Below are 16526 nucleotides of genomic sequence, written 5' to 3'. Positions count from 1 at the left end.
TATTCTCCCAAACGTGGATGACGCCCAGGTTTCCGAGCTGTTCGACCCCGCCTTGTGGACCGAGATCGAAGGTTTCGACTTCACCGACATCACCTATCACCGCTCCTCTGAGAGCCGCTCAGGCAAACGTGTCGTGCGTGTCGCGTTCGACCGTCCCGAGGTCCGCAACGCCTTCCGTCCGCACACCGTCGACGAGCTGTACCGCGCGCTCGACCACGCGCGGATGAGCTCGGACGTCGGCTGCGTCCTGCTCACCGGCAACGGCCCGTCGCCGAAGGACGGCGGCTGGGCGTTCTGCTCCGGTGGTGACCAGCGTATTCGCGGACGCTCCGGGTATCAGTACGCGGACGGGGAGACCTCCGACACGATCGATCCGGCCAGGGCCGGACGGCTGCACATCCTGGAGGTCCAGCGGCTGATCAGGTTCATGCCGAAGGTGGTCATCGCCGTGGTCCCGGGCTGGGCCGCGGGCGGCGGGCACTCGCTGCACGTGGTGTGCGACCTCACGCTCGCCTCGGCCGAGCACGCGCGGTTCAAGCAGACCGACGCCGACGTCGGCTCGTTCGACGGCGGCTACGGCTCGGCGTACCTGGCCAAGCAGGTCGGGCAGAAGTTCGCGCGGGAGATCTTCTTCCTCGGGCGCGAGTACACGGCCGAGCAGATGCAGGCGATGGGCGCGGTCAACTCCGCCGTCCCGCACGCGAAGCTCGAGGCCGAGGCGCTGGACTGGGCGTGGGCGATCAACGGCAAGTCGCCGACGGCGCAGCGCATGCTGAAGTACGCGTTCAACCTCACCGACGACGGCCTGGTCGGCCAGCAGCTCTTCGCCGGCGAGACCACGCGGCTGGCGTACATGCAGGACGAAGCCGTCGAAGGCCGGGACTCCTTCCTGGAGAAACGCTCCCCCGACTGGTCGGCCTTCCCCTACTACTACTGACGCCCGACCTGCGTTTAGCCCCCTAATCGCGATCCGGGACGCGGGCCCGCCCACTTGCGTTTAGCCCCCTAATCGCGATCCGGCGCACCCCCGCACCCACCTGCGTTTAGCGGGCTAAACGCGACCCGGCGCACGGGCCCGCCCACTTGCGTTTCGCCCCCTAATCGCGATCCGGCGCACCCCCGCACCCACCTGCGTTTAGCGGGCTAAACGCGATCCGGGACGCGGGTCCGCCGACCTGCGTTTCGCCCCCTAAACGCGATCCGGGGCGGGACGTAGGGTGGCGGGATGCGTGCGGTGGAGGTGGACGGGAGTCCGGCGTCGATCACCGAGCTGACCTCGGCGCTGGCCGGGGCGCTCGGCGGCGGCCCGGCCGTCCTCCCCTACGCGTCGGAGGCCCTGCGCGACGCGATGGAGCCGACACGCCCGGCCGAGCCCGGGACGGCGGTGATCATCGCCACCTCGGGGTCCACCGGCGAGCCCAAGGGTGTCCTGCTCTCGGCCGCCGCGCTCGCCGCGTCGGCGCACGCCACCCACGCGCGGCTCGGCGGACCGGGTCACTGGCTGCTCGCGACGCCGGCGCAGTACATCGGCGGGCTCCAGGTGCTGGTCCGCTCGCTGCTGGCCGGGACGACGCCCGCCGCGCTGCACGCCCCCGGTTTCCGGCCGGACGACTTCGCCGAAGCGGCCGCGCCCCTGCTGGCCCTCGATGGACCCCGCTACACCGCCCTCGTGCCGACCCAGCTCGGGCGGCTGCTCGACGCGGGCGGCCCGGGTTTGGCGGCGGCCCGCGCCTTCGACGCGATCATCATCGGGGCCGCGGCGACCACCGCCGGGCTACGCGAGCGCGCGGCCGAAGCGGGCGTGAAGATCGTCCCCGCGTACGGCATGAGCGAGACCGCCAGCGGCTGCGTCTACGAAGGCGTACCGCTGGACGGAGTAACCGTCGAACTCGAGGACGAGCGGGTCTATATCACGGGTGACGTGCTCTCGCACGGCTACCGACTGCGACCCGACCTGACCGCGGAGGCCTTCGAGGGCGGCCGCTTCCGCACTTCCGACCGCGGCCGGTGGTCGTCCGACGGGCGGTTGGAGATCCTCGGCCGTGTCGACGACATGATCAACACCGGCGGGGTGAAGGTGGCCGCCGCGGCCGTCGAGCGGATCTTGACCGCGCAGCCCGGGATTCGCGACGCGTGCGTGGTCGGAGTACCCGACCCCGAGTGGGGCGAGGCCGTCGTCGCACTCGTCGTCGGCGCTGGTTGCGACGTCGATTCCCTCCGCGCCGCGTGCCGCGAAGAGGCCGGTGCGGCGGCCGCGCCGAAGCGGGTCGAGTTCGCCGAAGAACTCCCTTTGCGGGGTCCCGGAAAGGTCGATCGGACGGCCGTCAGGAATCTCCTACGAAGGTCGTGAATTCTCCACCGTTTACTGGGACTTTGTTGACATGATCATTACTCGCGGGTTTACGTCTAGGTATGACGCGCTGGACACGCACAGTATTGGCCTGCACCGCCGTCACGATGGGCTTGGTCGCTTTGGCCGGGCCCGCGCTGGCGGACGAACCGGAAACCGCCGTTCCGAACAGCGGAACGCTCACCTGGACCCTGGAAGACACGATCAACGATCTGAAGTAGTGCGCTTCGTCGTCCGCTCGCGGTGGCTCGACGCCGCGGGCGGGTGACGAGCCCCGCATACCGGCCGGTAGTGACCAGGGCCAGAATGGCGGCATGGCGACTGCTGGTGAATGGATCGAAGGGGCGCGCCCGCGGACGCTGCCCAACGCGGTGGCGCCGGTGGTCGCCGGAGTCGGCGCCGCGCTCGCGCTCGACGGCTTCTCGTGGTCCCGATCGGTTCTCGCGCTTCTGGTCTCGCTGGCCCTGATCGTCGGCGTCAACTACGCCAACGACTATTCCGACGGCATCCGCGGCACGGACGAGAACCGCGTCGGCCCGCTGCGGCTGGTCGGCTCCGGGGTCGCGAAGCCGAAAGCGGTCCTGGCGGCCGCTCTGGCATCACTCGGGCTCGCCGGAGTCCTCGGGCTCGTGCTCGTCGCGATCAGCGGCCTGTGGTGGCTGCTGGCGATGGGCGCGGTCTGCATCCTCGGCGCCTGGTTCTACACCGGCGGCAAAAAGCCCTACGGCTACTACGGTTTCGGCGAGATCGCGGTCTTCGTCTTCTTCGGGCTGGCCGGCGTGCTGGGCACTGTGTACGTCCAAGCCGGACAGCTCAGCTGGACCGCGCTCGGTTGCGCGGTCGCCGTCGGTTCGTTCTCGACCGGTGTGCTGACCGCCAACAACCTCCGCGACATCCCGACCGACATCGAGTCCGGCAAGCGCACGCTCGCCACCCGGCTCGGCGACAAGGGCACGCGGCGGCTCTACCTGGTGCTGGTGGCGGTCCCGTACGTCGTGAGCGTGCTGCTCGCCTTCGTGACGCCCTGGGCGCTGCTGGGCCTGCTGACCGCGCCGCTATTGCTGAAGTCGGTCAAGGCCGTCGGCGGCGGCGCGCAGGGGCGGGCGCTGATCCCGGCGCTGCGCGACACCGGGTTCGCCATGCTGGGCTGGGCGATCCTGACCGCGGTCGCCCTCGCCCTCTGAAGCGGGCTGAAGGGGCCCTTCAGCCCTCCGGGGCGAGCTTCCCGCTCACCAGGAACTCCCGGTACTTCTCCAGGTAGGGCGCGATGTCGATGTTCTTCTGCGCCAGCCACGCGTCGTCGTAGTACGTGTTCGCGTACCGCTCGCCACCGTCGCACAGCAGCGTGACGACGCTGCCCGCCTGGCCTTCCGAGACCATCCGCGAGATCAGGGTGAACGCGCCGAAGAGGTTCGTCCCGGTCGAGCCGCCTGCCCAGTGCCCGGTCCGCTCGCGCAGCACGCGGATCGCCGCCAGCGAGGCGGCGTCCGGCACCTGCAGCATCTCGTCGATCACGCCGGGCACGAACGACGGTTCGACGCGCGGCCGCCCGATCCCCTCGATCCGCGACGGCATTCCGGTCGCGTAGTCGAGCGCGCCGGTCTCCCAGGCGCCGTAGAACGACGAGTTCTCCGGGTCGACGACGGCGATCTTCGTGGTGTGCCGCTTGTAGCGCACGTAGCGGCCGAAGGTCGCGCTCGTGCCACCGGTCCCGGCGCCGACCACGATCCACGTCGGCACGGGGTGCCGCTCGGACTGCATCTGCGCGTACACCGATTCGGCGATGTTGTTGTTCCCGCGCCAGTCCGTCGCGCGCTCGGCGTAGGTGAACTGGTCGAGGTAGTGGCCGTTGCACTCCGAAGCGAGCCTCTCGGCCTCCGGGTACATGTCCGGTGCACGGTCGACGTAGTGGCATTCGCCGCCGTAGAACTCGATGAGCGCGATCTTCTCCGGCGAGGTGCTGCGCGGCACTACGGTGATGAACCGCAGCCCGAGCATCCGCGCGAAGTACGCCTCCGAAACCGCCGTCGAACCGCTGGAGGCCTCGACGAGCACGGTGTCCTGCCCGATCTGGCCGTTCACCAGGCCGTACAGGAACAGGGAACGCGCCAGCCGGTGCTTGAGCGAGCCGGTCGGGTGGACGGACTCGTCCTTCAGGTACAGGTCGATGCCCCAGTCCGCGGGCAACGGGAAGACGTGGAGGTGCGTGTCGGCGCTGCGGTTCGCGTCGGCCTCGATGATGCGGACGGCTTCGCGGACCCAGCTGCGGCTGTGGAGCCGGCTCACGCCGTCCCGTCCGCTCGGTCGCCACGCAGCTGGGAGCGCAGTTCGGCACGGGCGCGAGCGCGCTTTTCGTTGCGGCGGGCGAGCCCGGCGGTCACGCGCGCGTTCAGCGAGCGGAACAGCAGCATGCCCAGCGGCAGCCCGACGAGCAGCCCGATCAGCAGCGCCACCAGCAGCGGGACGTTGGCCAGCAGCAACCCGCCGCCGATGACCCCGACCAGGGCGAACCTGGCCAGCAAGTACAACGTCAGGTCTCGGGGCAGGTGATTGTCGCTCACATCAACGCAGGCTACGCGTTGCCGTTCCGCTCGTCCTCCAGGCCCGCGTTGTTGGGCCGCCCTTCGAAGCGAGTGGAGAGCACGACGGTGGTGTTCGTCCGGCCGACGCCGGGGATCCGCCGCAACCGGTTGAGCGACTTCTCAAGATCGTCGACGGTCGCCACGCGCACCTTGACCACAAAGGCCTCGTCACCCGCGACGGCGTAGCAGCTTTCGACCTCGTCCAAGGCCGCGAGCGCGGCCGCCACGTCCTCGTCGGTCGCGGTGTCGGTGGGATGGATGCCGACGAGCGCCGTCACCCCGAGTCCGACCGTGCTGGGATCGACCATGGCGTGGTAGCCGGTGATCACGCCGGCGGCCTCGAGCTTGCCGACCCGCTCGTGCACTGACGACGCCGAAAGCCCGACAGACCGGCCGAGGTCGGCGTAGGTAGCCCGGCCGTTCTCCCGTAATGCCGCGATGATCTTCCGATCCACCTGGTCCACCGCTACACCTTAGGGGCCGCGGCCCGATTCGCGAGATCAGGGCGCGTTTTCGTACATCCGTGACAACTCCTCGACGCACGGATGCGCATGTCGTGGTTGTCGGTTTTGACCTTTAAGGGCTCTTTACTGTTGGACAACCGTTCGAGTACCTGACGGGTGAGATGCAACGATTGCCGTGTTGGCTACCCGGCACGACGGGCACAGTGCCCGCCTCCGGTTTAGCACTGGAACCGTGAAGGAGGCGGAAAATGACCGCGACCATGGGCGGAAGGTTGCTCACCCCCGGTGAAGTGGCGGCCCTGTTCCGGGTCGACCCCAAGACCGTGACCCGATGGGCGACCGCGGGCCGGATCGGCTCGATCCGCACTCCCGGCGGGCACCGCCGGTTCCGCGAAGCCGAAGTGAACGAGCTCCTCGCCGAACTCACCACCGACGCCAGCGAACCCGCTCGCAAGGTCTGAACAGGCATTTCTCCCAAACGGGACTCCGGTGACGAAGGGTTCGCAATGGCCCTTCGTCACATTGGGGTATCCGTGGGTCCCCCCGCGCGCGGCAAAGGGGCTAGCCTCGTGGGACTGAGCAACGTCCTCCACGCGGAAAGGGACCGGGCATGATCTATCTGCTCGCGGCCATCGGAGCGCTCACCGTCGCCGTGGTCTTGTGGCGCGCGTTCGGGATCGAGCGCGTCGGGGTGCCCTCGTCGCGGCCGACACTGGCCCCGGACGACGACCCCGACTTCCTGCGCAAGCTCGGCGAGCAGCAGCGCAAGGGTAAAGACGAGGACAAAGAGTAAAGAGAACGCCCTTAGGGCTGGATCGGCTGGTACTGCTGGCCACCGAAGCCGTCGGCGACGGTGGCGGCCAGTTCCAGCAACGCCAGCCGGGTGTCGGCGCCGAGCCGGTCCAGTTCGATCTCGGCGCCTTCTTCCAGGTGCGGGTCGAACGGGATGCGGCACACCGAACGGACCCGCGCGCCGAAGTGCGCGGAGAGCTTGTCGAGGTCGACGGAGCCGCCCTTCGGCCGCACCGAGTTGATCACCGCGACGGACCGTTTGACCAGGTCGCCGTAGCCGTGCGCCTCCAGCCAGTCGAGGGTGGCCGACGCGCTGCGCGCCCCGTCCACGGAGCCTGACGAGACCACCACCAGCGCGTCCGCGACGTCCAGGACGCCCTTCATCGCCGAGTGCATCAAACCGGTCCCGCAGTCGGTGAGCACGATGTTGTAGAAGTGCTCCAGCAGGTTGACCGTGCGCCGGTAGTCGTCCTCGGAGAACGCCTCCGAAACCGCCGGGTCCTGCTCGCTGGCGAGGATCTCCAGCCTGCTCCCGCCCTGCGAGGTGTACGAACGGACGTCGCTGTACCTGGTGATCTTGTCCGCGTCGCGCAGCAGGTGCCGGACGGTCGCGGTGGTCTCGATCGGGATCTTCTGCGACAGCGTCCCGCGGTCCGGGTTCGCGTCGACGGCGACGACCCGGTCACCGCGCAGCGAAGCGAACGTCGAGCCCAGCGTGGTCGTCGTGGTGGTCTTGCCGACGCCGCCCTTGAGGCTCAGCATCGCGATCTTGTAGCACCCGCGCAGCGGCTGGTTGATCTGCGCGATCAGCTCGCGTTTGCGGGTGTCGGCCGGGCTCTCCCCCGGGTTGACCAGCTTGCCCGTGCCCACGTAAAGCGCCTTGCGCCAGCCCGACTGCGGCTTGCGCTTCTGCGGCTTGACCAGGCTCGCGGTGGCGAGTTCGTCCGGCAGCGCGTGCCTGCCCTGCGGCTGCGGGAGCCCCGGGACCCCCTGCTGCTGGACGGGCTGCTGCGGCGGCTGCGCGTACTGCTGCTGAGGCGGGTACTGGGCGGCCGGCTGCTGCGGCACCTGCTGGGCCTGCGGCTGCAACGGCGGCAGGTTCTGGTCGTAGGGCTGCTGGTACTGCCCTTGCGACGGCTGCGGCAGCGGCGGCTGCTGCTGAACGGGCTGCTGCTGCGGGTACTGACCCTGCTGCGGGTACTGGGTCTCCTGGTACTGGGTCTCCTGGTACTGGGGCTGGACGACCTGGGTCGGCTCGGCCTCGAAGGCGCTCGCGGGAGGATGCGGCGCCGAGTCCGTCCGGTCCTCGGAGAACAACTCCGAGGGCTGGACGCTCTCGGTGGGTTCGGGGTGGCCAGGAGCCGATTCTTCGCTGGGTCCGGTCACCGCTGAATTCCTCCTCCGCGCACGTCTACCCCCATTACCTCAGTATTGACGGTAGTCGGCTCGCGTGCAGCGGCGACGGTCAGCCCCCGGCGTAGGAGTGCAGACCGGAAGTCACCAGGTTCACGAAGAACAGGTTGAACACCGTCGCGGAGAACCCGACGACGTTGATGATCGCCGCCCGCTTGCCCCGCCAGCCCGCGGTCGCGCGGGAGTGCAGGTACGCCGCGTAGATGACCCACGCGACGAACGCGACGGTCTCCTTCGGGTCCCAGCCCCAGAACCGGCCCCAGGCCGCTTCGGCCCAGACCGCGCCGCACAGCACGCCGAAGGTGAAGACGGGGAACGCGAAGATGGTCGTGCGGTAGGCGATGCGGTCGAGCACGTCCGCGGTCGGCAGCTTCGGGCCGAACTTGGGGAACTTGGCCGGGTTGTCGTCGTGGGCGGCGCGGAAGAGGTAAAGGACGCTCGCGACACCGGGGACCAGGAAGACGCCCGAGCCGATGATCGCCGCGGACACGTGGATGATCAGCCAGTACGACTGGAGCGCGGGCTGCACCGGCGCGGCCGTCGTGTACAGCATCGTGCCGTTGATGAACATCAGGATCACGACCGGCGTGAGCAGGAAGCCGGTGAGGTGGCGGACCGGGAACTTCCGCAGGATGACGATCCAGGTCAGGACCGCGATGAAGGTCGTGGCCATGCCGTACTCGTACATGTTGCCCCAGGGCGCGCGGTGCACGGCGAACCCGCGCAGCACGATCGCGGCCAGGTGCAGCAGCGCGGCGAGCACGAGCAGCGCGGCGCCCATGCGGCCGATGCGCTCGGGGCGGCCGATCTCGCGCGGCGGCTCGACCTGCGTCCCTGCGGTCACCGACGGACCGCCGGCGCCGACCAGTTCGCGGGCCTTCTGCTTGGAGCGCTCCGCCGCCATCCGGCCCTTCGCCCCGAAGCCCTGCTCGATGAGGGCGAACATCAGCGCGAGGACGTAGATCGCCGTCGCCGTGGTGTAGGAGTAGTCGCTGTACTGGGACAGCGTCTCGTTGATCGGCATGACCTTCAGTTGCCTCTCTGCCCCTGGACCAGCTTGTCGCTGATCCGCTGGAACTCTTCTCCGTAGCCCGCCTGATCGGTGCGCGCCAGCCCGGCGACCTCGATGACGGTACTCGTCTCACCTTCACGGGCCGGGGTCACCCGGACCCACACCCGGCGCCGCTTGACCAGCAACGATCCCGCCAGCCCGATCAGCATCGCGACCGCGCAGACCAGCACCCAGCCCTGCACCGGGTCGTGCGAGACCTGGATCGCGACCCATTCCTGGACGCCGTCGAAGCGGACCTTCGTGCCGTCGTCCAGCACGGTCTCCTGCCCCTGGTCCAGGTTCTGCCGGGTGAGCTTCTTGAGCCTGCCGTCTTCGACGAGCGACTGGTCGATCTGGAAGATCGACTGCCCGCGACCGGCGTCGAGGCCGAGGTCGCCGCGGTAGATGTCGACGGCCACCGCCGGCTTGTTCGCCTCGGGCCGCGACGACGTCAGCACGTTGCCGTGCATGAAGGCGGTCGGGGCGAGGAGGCCGGTGATCGCGAGCTGGCGGGTGCGGCGTTCGATCGGGTCGGTGATGCCCGGCTGGTCGATCTTCGTCGCGCCTTCGGAGAGCTTCGTCGGCTCGTCGGCGGGACGCCACGGCGTGATGTTGGTGCGCACGGTGCCGTCGGGGAAGGTCACCGTGAACTTCGGGGAGTAGCCGAAGTTCAGCAGGTAGACGCGGTCGCCCGCGGTGCGCAGCGGCGAGTTGACCTCGAGCCCGTACGGCTTCCACGCGCCGGTCTTCAGGTCTTCGCCGGACTGGTACTCCATGTTGGAGTGGTAGTAGTTCGCCTGGCCGGTCTCGGTGTAGCGCGCTTCGAAGTCCTTCAGCCGGATGCAGAAGGGGTTCAGGTCGGTGCCGTCGACCCGCAGCCCGGCGTTGAAGGTGTCGTAGCCGAGGATGCCGGAGTTGCACCACTGGCTGTTGTCGGCCTGGACGATGACCTGGCCCTCGTAGCCGAACAGCTTGCCGAGGGCGAAGAAGATGATCAGGCCGAGCATGCCGAAGTGGAAGACGAGGTTGCCGGTCTCGCGGAGGTACCCGCGTTCGGCGGAGATGCTCCGGACCCCGTCGGCCTCTTCGCGCTCGACGCGGCGCCAGCCCTTGAGCAGGTCGTGAGTGTCCTTCAGGACCGTCTCGGGGGTCCGGTCGGTCGTGGTGGACACGTGATGCGGCATCCGCGAGAGCTTGCGCGGCGTGATCACCGGCTTCGCACGCATCGCCTTCGCGTATTCGAAGCTGCGCGGCGCGAGACAGCCGATGAGCGAGACCATCAGCAGGATGTAGATCGCCGAGAACCAGACGCTGCCGTAGACCTCGAAGAACTGCGTGCGGTCGAGCAGTTCGCCCCACCAGCCGTGCGCGGCGATGTACTCGTCGGTCTTGGCGGCGTTGAGGTTCCGCTGCGGCAGCAGGGCGCCGGGCATCGCGGCGAGCGCGAGCAGGAACAGCAGCACCAGCGCGGTGCGCATCGACGTCAGCCCGCGCCAGGTGTTGCGCAGGAAGCCGAGGACACGCTTGAGCGGTGTCTGGCGGTATTCCTTCTTCGGTGGGGCTTCGGTGGTGGTCACAAGGGCAGCCTGATGTCGGTCACGAGGGTGTTCCTGATCCAGCCGGTCATGTCGCCCCACAGGCCGGTCACCAGCAGGAGGCCGACGATCAGCAGCAGGACGCCGCCGAAGACCTGCACCTGACGGCCGTGGCGGCGGAGCCAGTCGGTGGCGCGGACGGCCCAGCGGGTGCCGAACGCGATGAGCAGGAAAGGCAGGCCGAGGCCGAGGCAGTAGACCAGGATCAGCACGTACCCGCGCGCCGCCGCGCCGCCGGTGGCGCTGGCCATGGACATGACCGCGGACAGCGTCGGCCCGATGCACGGCGTCCAGCCGAGCCCGAACACGGCGCCGAGCACCGGCGCGCCCCACAGTCCGCCGCGCGGCACGTGGTGGGAGCGGAACTCGCGCTGGAGCCCCGGGATCCAGCCGATGAAGACGAGCGCCATCGCGATCGTCAGCACGCCGCCGAGCCGCTGGAGGAGTTCCATGTTGACCGCGACGGCGTCGGCGATCCACACCAGCGTCCCCAGCGTCACCACGAAGACGACGGTGAACCCGAGCACGAACAGCGCCGCCGCGCCGACGACGGCGAAGCGGCCCTTCTTGCGCTCCTCGTCGGCGCTGACCGCGGGGGCGTCCGCGCCGACCAGCGCCGCCAGGTACGCGAGATACCCGGGCACCAGCGGCACGACGCACGGCGACGCGAAGGAGATCGTCCCGGCCAGCAGCGCGACACCCGCGGCGAGCAGCAGTGGCCCGGTCAAGGCCAGCTCGGTAACGGAGTTCACCCGGCTGAGCGTAGGCAGTGTGGTCGGAGTGAAAACGCCGGGGCGCCCTCAACGGGACCTACGTCGCACCCGGTCAGGACGTTGGTCCCGTCTCCCTCTCGCCGCGTTTCGTCCTCTGGATGCGGTAGTTGCTCACGCAAGGACCGCATCCAGAGGACGAAACGCGCTACTTGGGTGAGTCGGGCGGGGTCAGCGGGATCGTAGGGAAAGCGGGCGCGGTGACCTCGGGCTTGGGACGGCGGTCCCGGAACACCCAGCCGCCGATCAGGCCGCCGAGGAACCCGAACAGGTGCGCCTGCCAGCTGACCCCCGCGTCCTGCGGGAACAGGCTGGCGAACTGGTAGGCGAAGCACAGCGCCATCACGAGCCCGATGACGATGTCGATCTTGTGCCGGTCGAAGATCCCGCGCACCAGGACGTACCCGAAGTACCCCATGACCAGGCCGCTCGCGCCGACCCCGACCGTGCCGGAGTCGTGGAGTGTCCAGGCGCCGAGCCCGCTCAGCACCGCGATCAGCACCGTGACGCTGAGGAACTTCTTCACCCCGCGATACGCCGCGAGGAACCCGAAGATGAACAGCGGTCCCGAGTTGAACTCGATGTGTCCCCAGCTGGCGTGCAGGAGCGGCGCGGTGAGGACGGTCGGCAGCGAGCTGACCTCTCGCGCCCGCGTCCCGTACTCGTACACGAGGGCATAGCCGTCCACCGCGTTGTAGAGCTGGATCAGCCAGAGGACCACGAGCGCGCCGACCATGACCCAGAGGGCCTTCTTCGCCTCGGCGATCATCGCTTCGGCGTCCCGCTGCCCGGATCTGGGCACGTCTGAAGCAGTCGTCATTTCCTTCTCCCCAGATCAGCGCCGCTTTCAGCGGCTGTGGCGAGGAGGATAACCGTCCCGAAAGACAAGTCATCGCGTTTCGTCCTCTGAATGCGGTCCTTGCACGCGCAACTACCGCATTCAGAGGACGAATTGCGAAGGGGGTCAGGCTGGTTCGGCCGCCAGGCGCTGGACGACCGGCAGCAGGTCCGACGCCAGCAGGTCGCGCAGGAACACCGCCGCGACGCGGTGCTGTTTGTCCAGCACGATCGTCGACGGGATGATGTTGCGCGGATAGCCCGAAAGCTGCAGCAGCGTCCGCCCCGACGGGTCGTAGATCGACGGGTACGTCAGCTTCCGGTCCCGCATGAAGTCCTGCGCCGGGGCCCGGTCGTTGTCGCGCAGGTCGATGCCGACCACCTGGACACCGGACTCCTTGGTCTGGTCGTAGACCTTCTGCATCTCCGGCGCCTCGACGCGGCACGGCCCGCACCACTGGCCCCACAGGTTCAGCACGATGACCTTGCCGGGGAAGTCGGCGATCGAAAGCTGCTTGCCCTCGTTCATCAGGTCGTCGCCGGACAGGGTCGGCGACGGCTGGCGGTCCGCGACGTCGTAGGTGATGTCGACCTTCCCGCCCGGCGACACGAAGTTGAACGTGCCGCCGGTGACGACGGCGTCCTTGCCGGTGGTGCAGCCCGTGACGACGAGCAGCAGCACCGCCATGGCCGCCAGCGCGCGTTTCATGCCCCGGTCACCTTCGGGTCGGTGGTGCCGGCGGGCTCGCTGTAGACGATCCGCACGAGTTCCTCGCCCTCGAAGACCAGGCTGGTCAGCGACGCGAGCGAGCACTGCCGGTTGCGCGGGTCGTGCCAGAGCCGCTTGGCCTCCAGGAACCGTCGCACGGTCCAGATCGGCAGCTGGTGCGAGACGCACAGCGCCTCGTGGCCCTCGGCCGCCCGCCGTGCCCGGTGGATCGCGCCGAGCATGCGGTGCGCGATCTCGACGTACGGCTCGCCCCACGACGGCCGGAACGGGTTGACCAGCTTCGGCCAGTGCTTCGGCTGGCGGAGGGCGCCATCGCCGACGGCGACCCGCTCGCCCTCGAACTGGTTGTCCGCCTCGATGAGCCGTTCGTCGGTCTCGACGTCGAGGCGGTGCGCGGCCGCGATCGGCGCCGCGGTCTCCTGAGCGCGCTGAAGCGGCGAAGCGACGACGTGCGTGATGTCGTGCTTCGCGACGGCTTCGGCGACTGTCAGCGCCTGGCGCTGGCCGCGCTCGGAGAGCTTGAAGCCGGGCAGGCGGCCGTACAGGATCTTGTCCGGGTTGTGCACTTCACCGTGGCGGAGCAGGTGCACGATCGTCGTCTCGCTCACGCCTGGACCGCCTCGGCGGCGGCGCGGGCGGCCACCCGCAACGCGGAGGAGATGATTTCGAACTCGGCGTCGCCCATGGCCGCGTTGACGAACCAGGCCTCGTACGCGCTCGGCGGCCCGTACACGCCGTTGTCCAGCAGCGCGTGGAAGAACGCCGGGAACCGCCAGGTCTCCGAGGCCTGCGCGCCCGGGTAGTTCGTCACCGGGTTCTCGCTGAAGAACACGCTGACCAGGTTGCCCGCGTACTGCACGGTGTGCGCGACCCCGGCCTCGGTCAGCGACCGGTCGAACAGGTCACCGAGCCGTTTCGCGTTGGCGTCGAGGGCCGCGTACACGGCGTCGTCGGCCGCGCGCAGCGTCGCCAGCCCGGCGGCGACGGCGACGGGGTTCCCCGAAAGCGTCCCCGCCTGGTACACCGGCCCGCCCGGGGCCAGCTTCGCCATCACGTCGGCGCGACCGCCGAAGGCCGCGGCGGGCAGCCCGCCGGACATCACCTTGCCGAAGGTGTAGAGGTCGCCGGCGACGCCGTCGATGCCGAACCAGCCCGACTTCGAGACGCGGAACCCGGTCATCACCTCGTCCATGATCAGCAGCGCGCCGTGTTCGCGCGCGATCTCCTTGAGCCCGGCGTTGAAGCCTTCGGCCGGGGCGATGGCGCCCATGTTGCCCGCGGCCGCTTCGGTGATGATCGCGGCGATCGAGTCCGGATTGTCCACAAAGGACTTCCGGACCGCGTCGAGGTCGTTGTACGGCAGGACGATCGTGTCGGCCGCCTGCGCGCCGGTGACGCCGGGCGACGTCGGGAGGCCGAGGGTCGCGACGCCGGAGCCCGCTTCGGCGAGCAACGCGTCGACGTGACCGTGGTAGCAGCCCGCGAACTTGATGATCTTCGCGCGGCCGGTGAATCCCCTGGCCAGCCGGATCGCGCTCATCGTCGCCTCGGTGCCGGAGTTGACCAGGCGGACCTGCTCGACCGGCTCGACGCGGCCGATGATCTCCTCGGCCAGCTCGACCTCACCGCGGGTCGGCGTGCCGAACGACAGCCCGTCGACGGCCGCTTCGCGCGCCGCGGCGACGACGTCCGGATGCGCGTGCCCGAGGATCATCGGCCCCCACGAGGAGACCAGATCGACATAGCGGTTGCCGTCGGCGTCCCAGAGGTACGGACCCTCGCCGCGCACCATGAACCGCGGGGTGCCGCCGACGGAGTTGAACGCCCGCACCGGGGAGTTCACCCCACCCGGGACCGCGGCCTTCGCTCGTTCGAACCATGCCTTGGACTGATCGACTCCGGTAGTCACGTCCCCAGTCTCGCAAATCCCGGATGACACCCGCCGCCAGGCTGTCGCGGTTGCGGGCACGGCGTGACCAGGCCCACTAGGGTGGGAAGCACTCCCGTCGAAACCCTCGCGGAGGAATCCACGTGTCCACGGTGCCGTCTCCGCCGACTCATCACCGTCGCCTGCGCTGGCAGGCCCTGGCCGGATTCATCGCGCTGTCGGCGATCGTGGGAGCGGTGGCCGCGCTCGCCGTGGCCACCCGCTCGGACGCGCAGAACCTGCTGGTCCGCCCGTCGTGGGCGCCGCCGGGCTGGCTCTACGGTCCGGTGTGGTCGGCCCTGCTCCTCGTGGTCGCCGTCGCGGGCTGGTGCTACTGGCGGACCGACGGCGAGACGCGCGGCTTCGCCTTCTACGGCCTCTGCCTGCTGCTGACTCTCTTGTGGACGCCGTTGTTCTTCGCCGGCAGCGCGCACGCGCTGGCCCTGGCCGACGTCGTCGTCCTGGACTTCGTGGTGCCCATCACGATGATGGAGTTCGGGCGGCGGTCGAAGCTCGCGGCCTGGCTCCTGGTGCCGTATCTGCTGTGGCTGCTGTTCTCGACCGCGGTCAACGCCGCCGTCGTCTGGCTGAACTAGTCCTTGGGCTTCTTGCCCTTGGCGCGGACGGCGAGCAGGAACTGGCGGATGGCGTCTACCACCAGGATCGAAGCCAGCACACCCAGTCCGATGGCGCCGGCGAGCGGGCCGCCGAAGTAGCGCTGCGATTCCAGCGTCGTCGTCTCGTTGTAGGTGATCACGACCGGGACGACGCCGGCCTTCCAGCAGGCGAAGGCACCCCACACCGCGAGCGCGGCGAGGATCAGCTCGGCGGCCCCCACCAGAGCGCGCAAGGGTTTGTGCAGCCGGGCCGCCGGCCGGTCGTCCTCCGATGGCCACAGTTCGGCACCGGTCGGCTGGGGAAGGTCGATCACGGTGAGCAGTTTCTCATGACTCTGTGGTGCGAGCACGCACCAAATCCTGGAGAGCCTCACGCAGGGCTTCTGGATCTTTGGCCCAAGCGCGGACGTAGACGCCGTCGTCGAGCTTCAAGCCGACTTCGCCGTGCTTCTTGGGGATCGTCCAGCCGCCGCCGAGGACCCGCGATCCGATCGGCGTCTCCTCGTCCCCGAGGACCTCGGCGATCCGGGCCGCCTCCAGCGTTTCCCGGCCCTGCCGGTAGCCGTCGGGGGCGACTTCGAGCGAGAGGTACCGGCGGCGGGCGTAGACCCACGGCACGGTGATCGCCACCAGTCCTGCCGCGACCAGGCCCCAGGCGAGCCAGTGGACCGGCCCGCCGGTCGCCAGCTCGGCGAGCAGCCCGGCGAGGGCGAACAGCGGTGCCCACAGCAACGCCGCCCAGCCGACGCCGGGTTCGCCGTAGAGGGCTGACGGCTCGGGGGTCATGGCAGCTTGCGCCCGACCTTCGGGAAGAAGTCGGAGACGCTGGGCAGGTACATCAGGATCAGCGCGATCGCCACCAGCAGGGTGGAGACCAGCAGGAACACGTTGAGCGAGCCGCGGAGGATCAGCAGCTCCACCAGCACCAGGAAGACCGCGCCCACGGTGAGGACCGTCCTGGCCGAACGCGTTCCTTCGCGGGCCTTGTACGCGAACAACGCGAACAGGACGGCGAAGGTGACCGCGCCACCGAACAGCATCCACAGCAGGGTGTTCACGCCGGACGCGACCAGCGCCGGGTCGGCGGGCTGGCCGGGGACCGGGTTCTCCTTGATCTGCTTGAGAATCCCCTGGGTCAGTTCCTCTTTCAGCACCAGGAGGGCGATCTGGCCCGCGACCAGGACGACCCCGGCGAGGATCCACAGCCAGAACGAGATGGCGACCGGCTTCGGCACCGTGATCTTCGGCGACGTCTGCCCCGGGAGGATCGGGTCGGGCGCGCGTCCCCGCTTGCGGCGCTCGTCGTCGGTCTCGTTGGCTGCGGTGTCGCTCACGCCCGGCAGCCTACGTGATTCCGCAGGCCAGAGCGGTCCCGCCCGGGTAGCTTTCGTTCGAACA

At 69.3% G+C, this 16526-nt stretch carries 21 protein-coding genes; 7 read left to right on the top strand and 14 right to left on the bottom strand.

Annotated features, from left to right (window positions below):
- Window positions 1–13 precede the first annotated feature (13 nt).
- The 4 genes from IE302_RS21405 (at window position 14) to IE302_RS21390 (ending at window position 3534) form a co-directional block, all read left to right on the top strand.
- Complete coding sequence (locus IE302_RS21405) at window positions 14–937, top strand: 1,4-dihydroxy-2-naphthoyl-CoA synthase (RefSeq protein ID WP_191256230.1); 924 nt, start codon at window positions 14–16, stop codon at window positions 935–937.
- A 288-nt stretch (window positions 938–1225) separates the two neighbouring features.
- Entirely contained in the window at window positions 1226–2350 is a 1125-nt protein-coding gene (gene menE / locus IE302_RS21400; RefSeq protein ID WP_191256229.1) for an o-succinylbenzoate--CoA ligase, read from the top strand.
- Between the two features lie 62 nt (window positions 2351–2412).
- Complete coding sequence (locus IE302_RS21395) at window positions 2413–2571, top strand: hypothetical protein (protein WP_167333169.1); 159 nt, start codon at window positions 2413–2415, stop codon at window positions 2569–2571.
- 93 nt (window positions 2572–2664) lie between these two features.
- Window positions 2665–3534: a 1,4-dihydroxy-2-naphthoate polyprenyltransferase gene (locus IE302_RS21390; protein WP_191256228.1), complete on the top strand. Its 870-nt coding sequence runs from the start codon at window positions 2665–2667 to the stop codon at window positions 3532–3534.
- Window positions 3535–3553: 19 nt separating this feature from the next.
- Here IE302_RS21390 and cds1 read toward each other — a convergent pair whose 3' ends face one another.
- The 3 genes from cds1 to IE302_RS21375 are packed head-to-tail and all read right to left on the bottom strand — an operon-like array spanning window position 3554 to window position 5396.
- Window positions 3554–4636 carry an L-cysteine desulfhydrase Cds1 gene (gene cds1, locus IE302_RS21385; protein WP_191256227.1) on the bottom strand — a complete coding sequence of 361 codons (1083 nt, stop codon included), beginning with the start codon at window positions 4634–4636 and terminating at the stop codon, window positions 3554–3556.
- The gene (locus IE302_RS21380) at window positions 4633–4911 is read right to left on the bottom strand and encodes a DUF4229 domain-containing protein (protein WP_191256226.1); all 279 of its coding nucleotides are present in this window, start codon (window positions 4909–4911) and stop codon (window positions 4633–4635) included. The genes cds1 and IE302_RS21380 overlap by 4 nt, the downstream gene beginning before the upstream one ends.
- An 11-nt stretch (window positions 4912–4922) precedes the next feature.
- Window positions 4923–5396, bottom strand: a complete 474-nt coding sequence (locus IE302_RS21375; protein ID WP_191256225.1) for an Lrp/AsnC family transcriptional regulator — start codon at window positions 5394–5396, stop codon at window positions 4923–4925.
- Window positions 5397–5644: 248 nt separating this feature from the next.
- Between IE302_RS21375 and IE302_RS21370 the strand changes: the two genes are divergently transcribed.
- Together IE302_RS21370 and IE302_RS21365 are read left to right on the top strand one after the other, a co-directional pair.
- Complete coding sequence (locus IE302_RS21370; RefSeq protein ID WP_005151795.1) at window positions 5645–5857, top strand: BldC family transcriptional regulator; 213 nt, start codon at window positions 5645–5647, stop codon at window positions 5855–5857.
- A gap of 149 nt (window positions 5858–6006) precedes the next feature.
- Entirely contained in the window at window positions 6007–6189 is a 183-nt protein-coding gene (locus IE302_RS21365) for a hypothetical protein (RefSeq protein ID WP_005151794.1), read from the top strand.
- 11 nt (window positions 6190–6200) lie between these two features.
- On the opposite strand, the gene IE302_RS21360 is transcribed toward IE302_RS21365, so the two are convergent.
- The 8 genes from IE302_RS21360 to hemL form a co-directional block, all read right to left on the bottom strand.
- Window positions 6201–7574 carry a MinD/ParA family ATP-binding protein gene (locus tag IE302_RS21360; RefSeq protein ID WP_191256224.1) on the bottom strand — a complete coding sequence of 458 codons (1374 nt, stop codon included), beginning with the start codon at window positions 7572–7574 and terminating at the stop codon, window positions 6201–6203.
- A gap of 79 nt (window positions 7575–7653) precedes the next feature.
- Window positions 7654–8625 carry a c-type cytochrome biogenesis protein CcsB gene (ccsB, locus tag IE302_RS21355; protein ID WP_191256223.1) on the bottom strand — a complete coding sequence of 324 codons (972 nt, stop codon included), beginning with the start codon at window positions 8623–8625 and terminating at the stop codon, window positions 7654–7656.
- 5 nt (window positions 8626–8630) lie between these two features.
- The gene (gene resB, locus IE302_RS21350; RefSeq protein ID WP_191256222.1) at window positions 8631–10229 is read right to left on the bottom strand and encodes a cytochrome c biogenesis protein ResB; all 1599 of its coding nucleotides are present in this window, start codon (window positions 10227–10229) and stop codon (window positions 8631–8633) included.
- A complete protein-coding gene (locus IE302_RS21345) occupies window positions 10226–10999 on the bottom strand; it encodes a cytochrome c biogenesis CcdA family protein (protein ID WP_191256221.1) in 774 nt (257 codons plus the stop codon). The genes resB and IE302_RS21345 overlap by 4 nt, the downstream gene beginning before the upstream one ends.
- A gap of 166 nt (window positions 11000–11165) precedes the next feature.
- The gene (locus IE302_RS21340) at window positions 11166–11837 is read right to left on the bottom strand and encodes a rhomboid family intramembrane serine protease (protein ID WP_191256220.1); all 672 of its coding nucleotides are present in this window, start codon (window positions 11835–11837) and stop codon (window positions 11166–11168) included.
- Between the two features lie 144 nt (window positions 11838–11981).
- Window positions 11982–12563 carry a TlpA family protein disulfide reductase gene (locus IE302_RS21335; protein WP_191256219.1) on the bottom strand — a complete coding sequence of 194 codons (582 nt, stop codon included), beginning with the start codon at window positions 12561–12563 and terminating at the stop codon, window positions 11982–11984.
- Complete coding sequence (locus IE302_RS21330) at window positions 12560–13192, bottom strand: histidine phosphatase family protein (protein WP_191256218.1); 633 nt, start codon at window positions 13190–13192, stop codon at window positions 12560–12562. Before IE302_RS21330 ends, IE302_RS21335 begins: the two co-directional genes overlap by 4 nt.
- Complete coding sequence (gene hemL / locus IE302_RS21325; protein WP_191256217.1) at window positions 13189–14493, bottom strand: glutamate-1-semialdehyde 2,1-aminomutase; 1305 nt, start codon at window positions 14491–14493, stop codon at window positions 13189–13191. Before hemL ends, IE302_RS21330 begins: the two co-directional genes overlap by 4 nt.
- Before the next feature lie 122 nt (window positions 14494–14615).
- Here hemL and IE302_RS21320 point away from each other — a divergent pair, with 122 nt between their 5' ends.
- The gene (locus tag IE302_RS21320; RefSeq protein WP_191256216.1) at window positions 14616–15107 is read left to right on the top strand and encodes a TspO/MBR family protein; all 492 of its coding nucleotides are present in this window, start codon (window positions 14616–14618) and stop codon (window positions 15105–15107) included.
- Here IE302_RS21320 and IE302_RS21315 read toward each other — a convergent pair.
- The 3 genes from IE302_RS21315 to IE302_RS21305 are packed head-to-tail and all read right to left on the bottom strand — an operon-like array spanning window position 15104 to window position 16462.
- Window positions 15104–15478 (bottom strand): hypothetical protein, encoded by a 375-nt coding sequence (locus IE302_RS21315; protein ID WP_191256215.1) that lies wholly within the window; start codon window positions 15476–15478, stop codon window positions 15104–15106. The two genes, IE302_RS21320 and IE302_RS21315, sit on opposite strands and share 4 nt — an antisense overlap.
- Window positions 15456–15914, bottom strand: coding sequence for a transport-regulating membrane protein Mce1N (gene mce1N / locus IE302_RS21310; RefSeq protein WP_191256214.1), 459 nt, complete (start codon window positions 15912–15914; stop codon window positions 15456–15458). Before mce1N ends, IE302_RS21315 begins: the two co-directional genes overlap by 23 nt.
- Entirely contained in the window at window positions 15911–16462 is a 552-nt protein-coding gene (locus IE302_RS21305; RefSeq protein ID WP_191256213.1) for a hypothetical protein, read from the bottom strand. The genes mce1N and IE302_RS21305 overlap by 4 nt, the downstream gene beginning before the upstream one ends.
- Between the last annotated feature and the right edge of the window lie 64 nt (window positions 16463–16526).

The organism is Amycolatopsis oliviviridis (genome assembly GCF_014654365.1).
Lineage (GTDB): Bacteria > Actinomycetota > Actinomycetes > Mycobacteriales > Pseudonocardiaceae > Amycolatopsis > Amycolatopsis oliviviridis.
Note: the sequence above shows the minus strand (reverse complement) of the source record. Positions and strands in the feature narration are given on the sequence as shown.

Coding starts and splice junctions, on each gene's coding strand:
- IE302_RS21395 (WP_167333169.1), top strand. CDS start 2,413: ATGACGCGCTGGACACGCACAGTATTGGCCTGCACCGCCGTCACGATG.
- menE (WP_191256229.1), top strand. CDS start 1,226: ATGCGTGCGGTGGAGGTGGACGGGAGTCCGGCGTCGATCACCGAGCTG.
- mce1N (WP_191256214.1), bottom strand. CDS start 15,914: ATGACCCCCGAGCCGTCAGCCCTCTACGGCGAACCCGGCGTCGGCTGG.
- IE302_RS21370 (WP_005151795.1), top strand. CDS start 5,645: ATGACCGCGACCATGGGCGGAAGGTTGCTCACCCCCGGTGAAGTGGCG.
- IE302_RS21365 (WP_005151794.1), top strand. CDS start 6,007: ATGATCTATCTGCTCGCGGCCATCGGAGCGCTCACCGTCGCCGTGGTC.
- IE302_RS21335 (WP_191256219.1), bottom strand. CDS start 12,563: ATGAAACGCGCGCTGGCGGCCATGGCGGTGCTGCTGCTCGTCGTCACG.
- IE302_RS21390 (WP_191256228.1), top strand. CDS start 2,665: ATGGCGACTGCTGGTGAATGGATCGAAGGGGCGCGCCCGCGGACGCTG.
- ccsB (WP_191256223.1), bottom strand. CDS start 8,625: ATGCCGATCAACGAGACGCTGTCCCAGTACAGCGACTACTCCTACACC.
- IE302_RS21340 (WP_191256220.1), bottom strand. CDS start 11,837: ATGACGACTGCTTCAGACGTGCCCAGATCCGGGCAGCGGGACGCCGAA.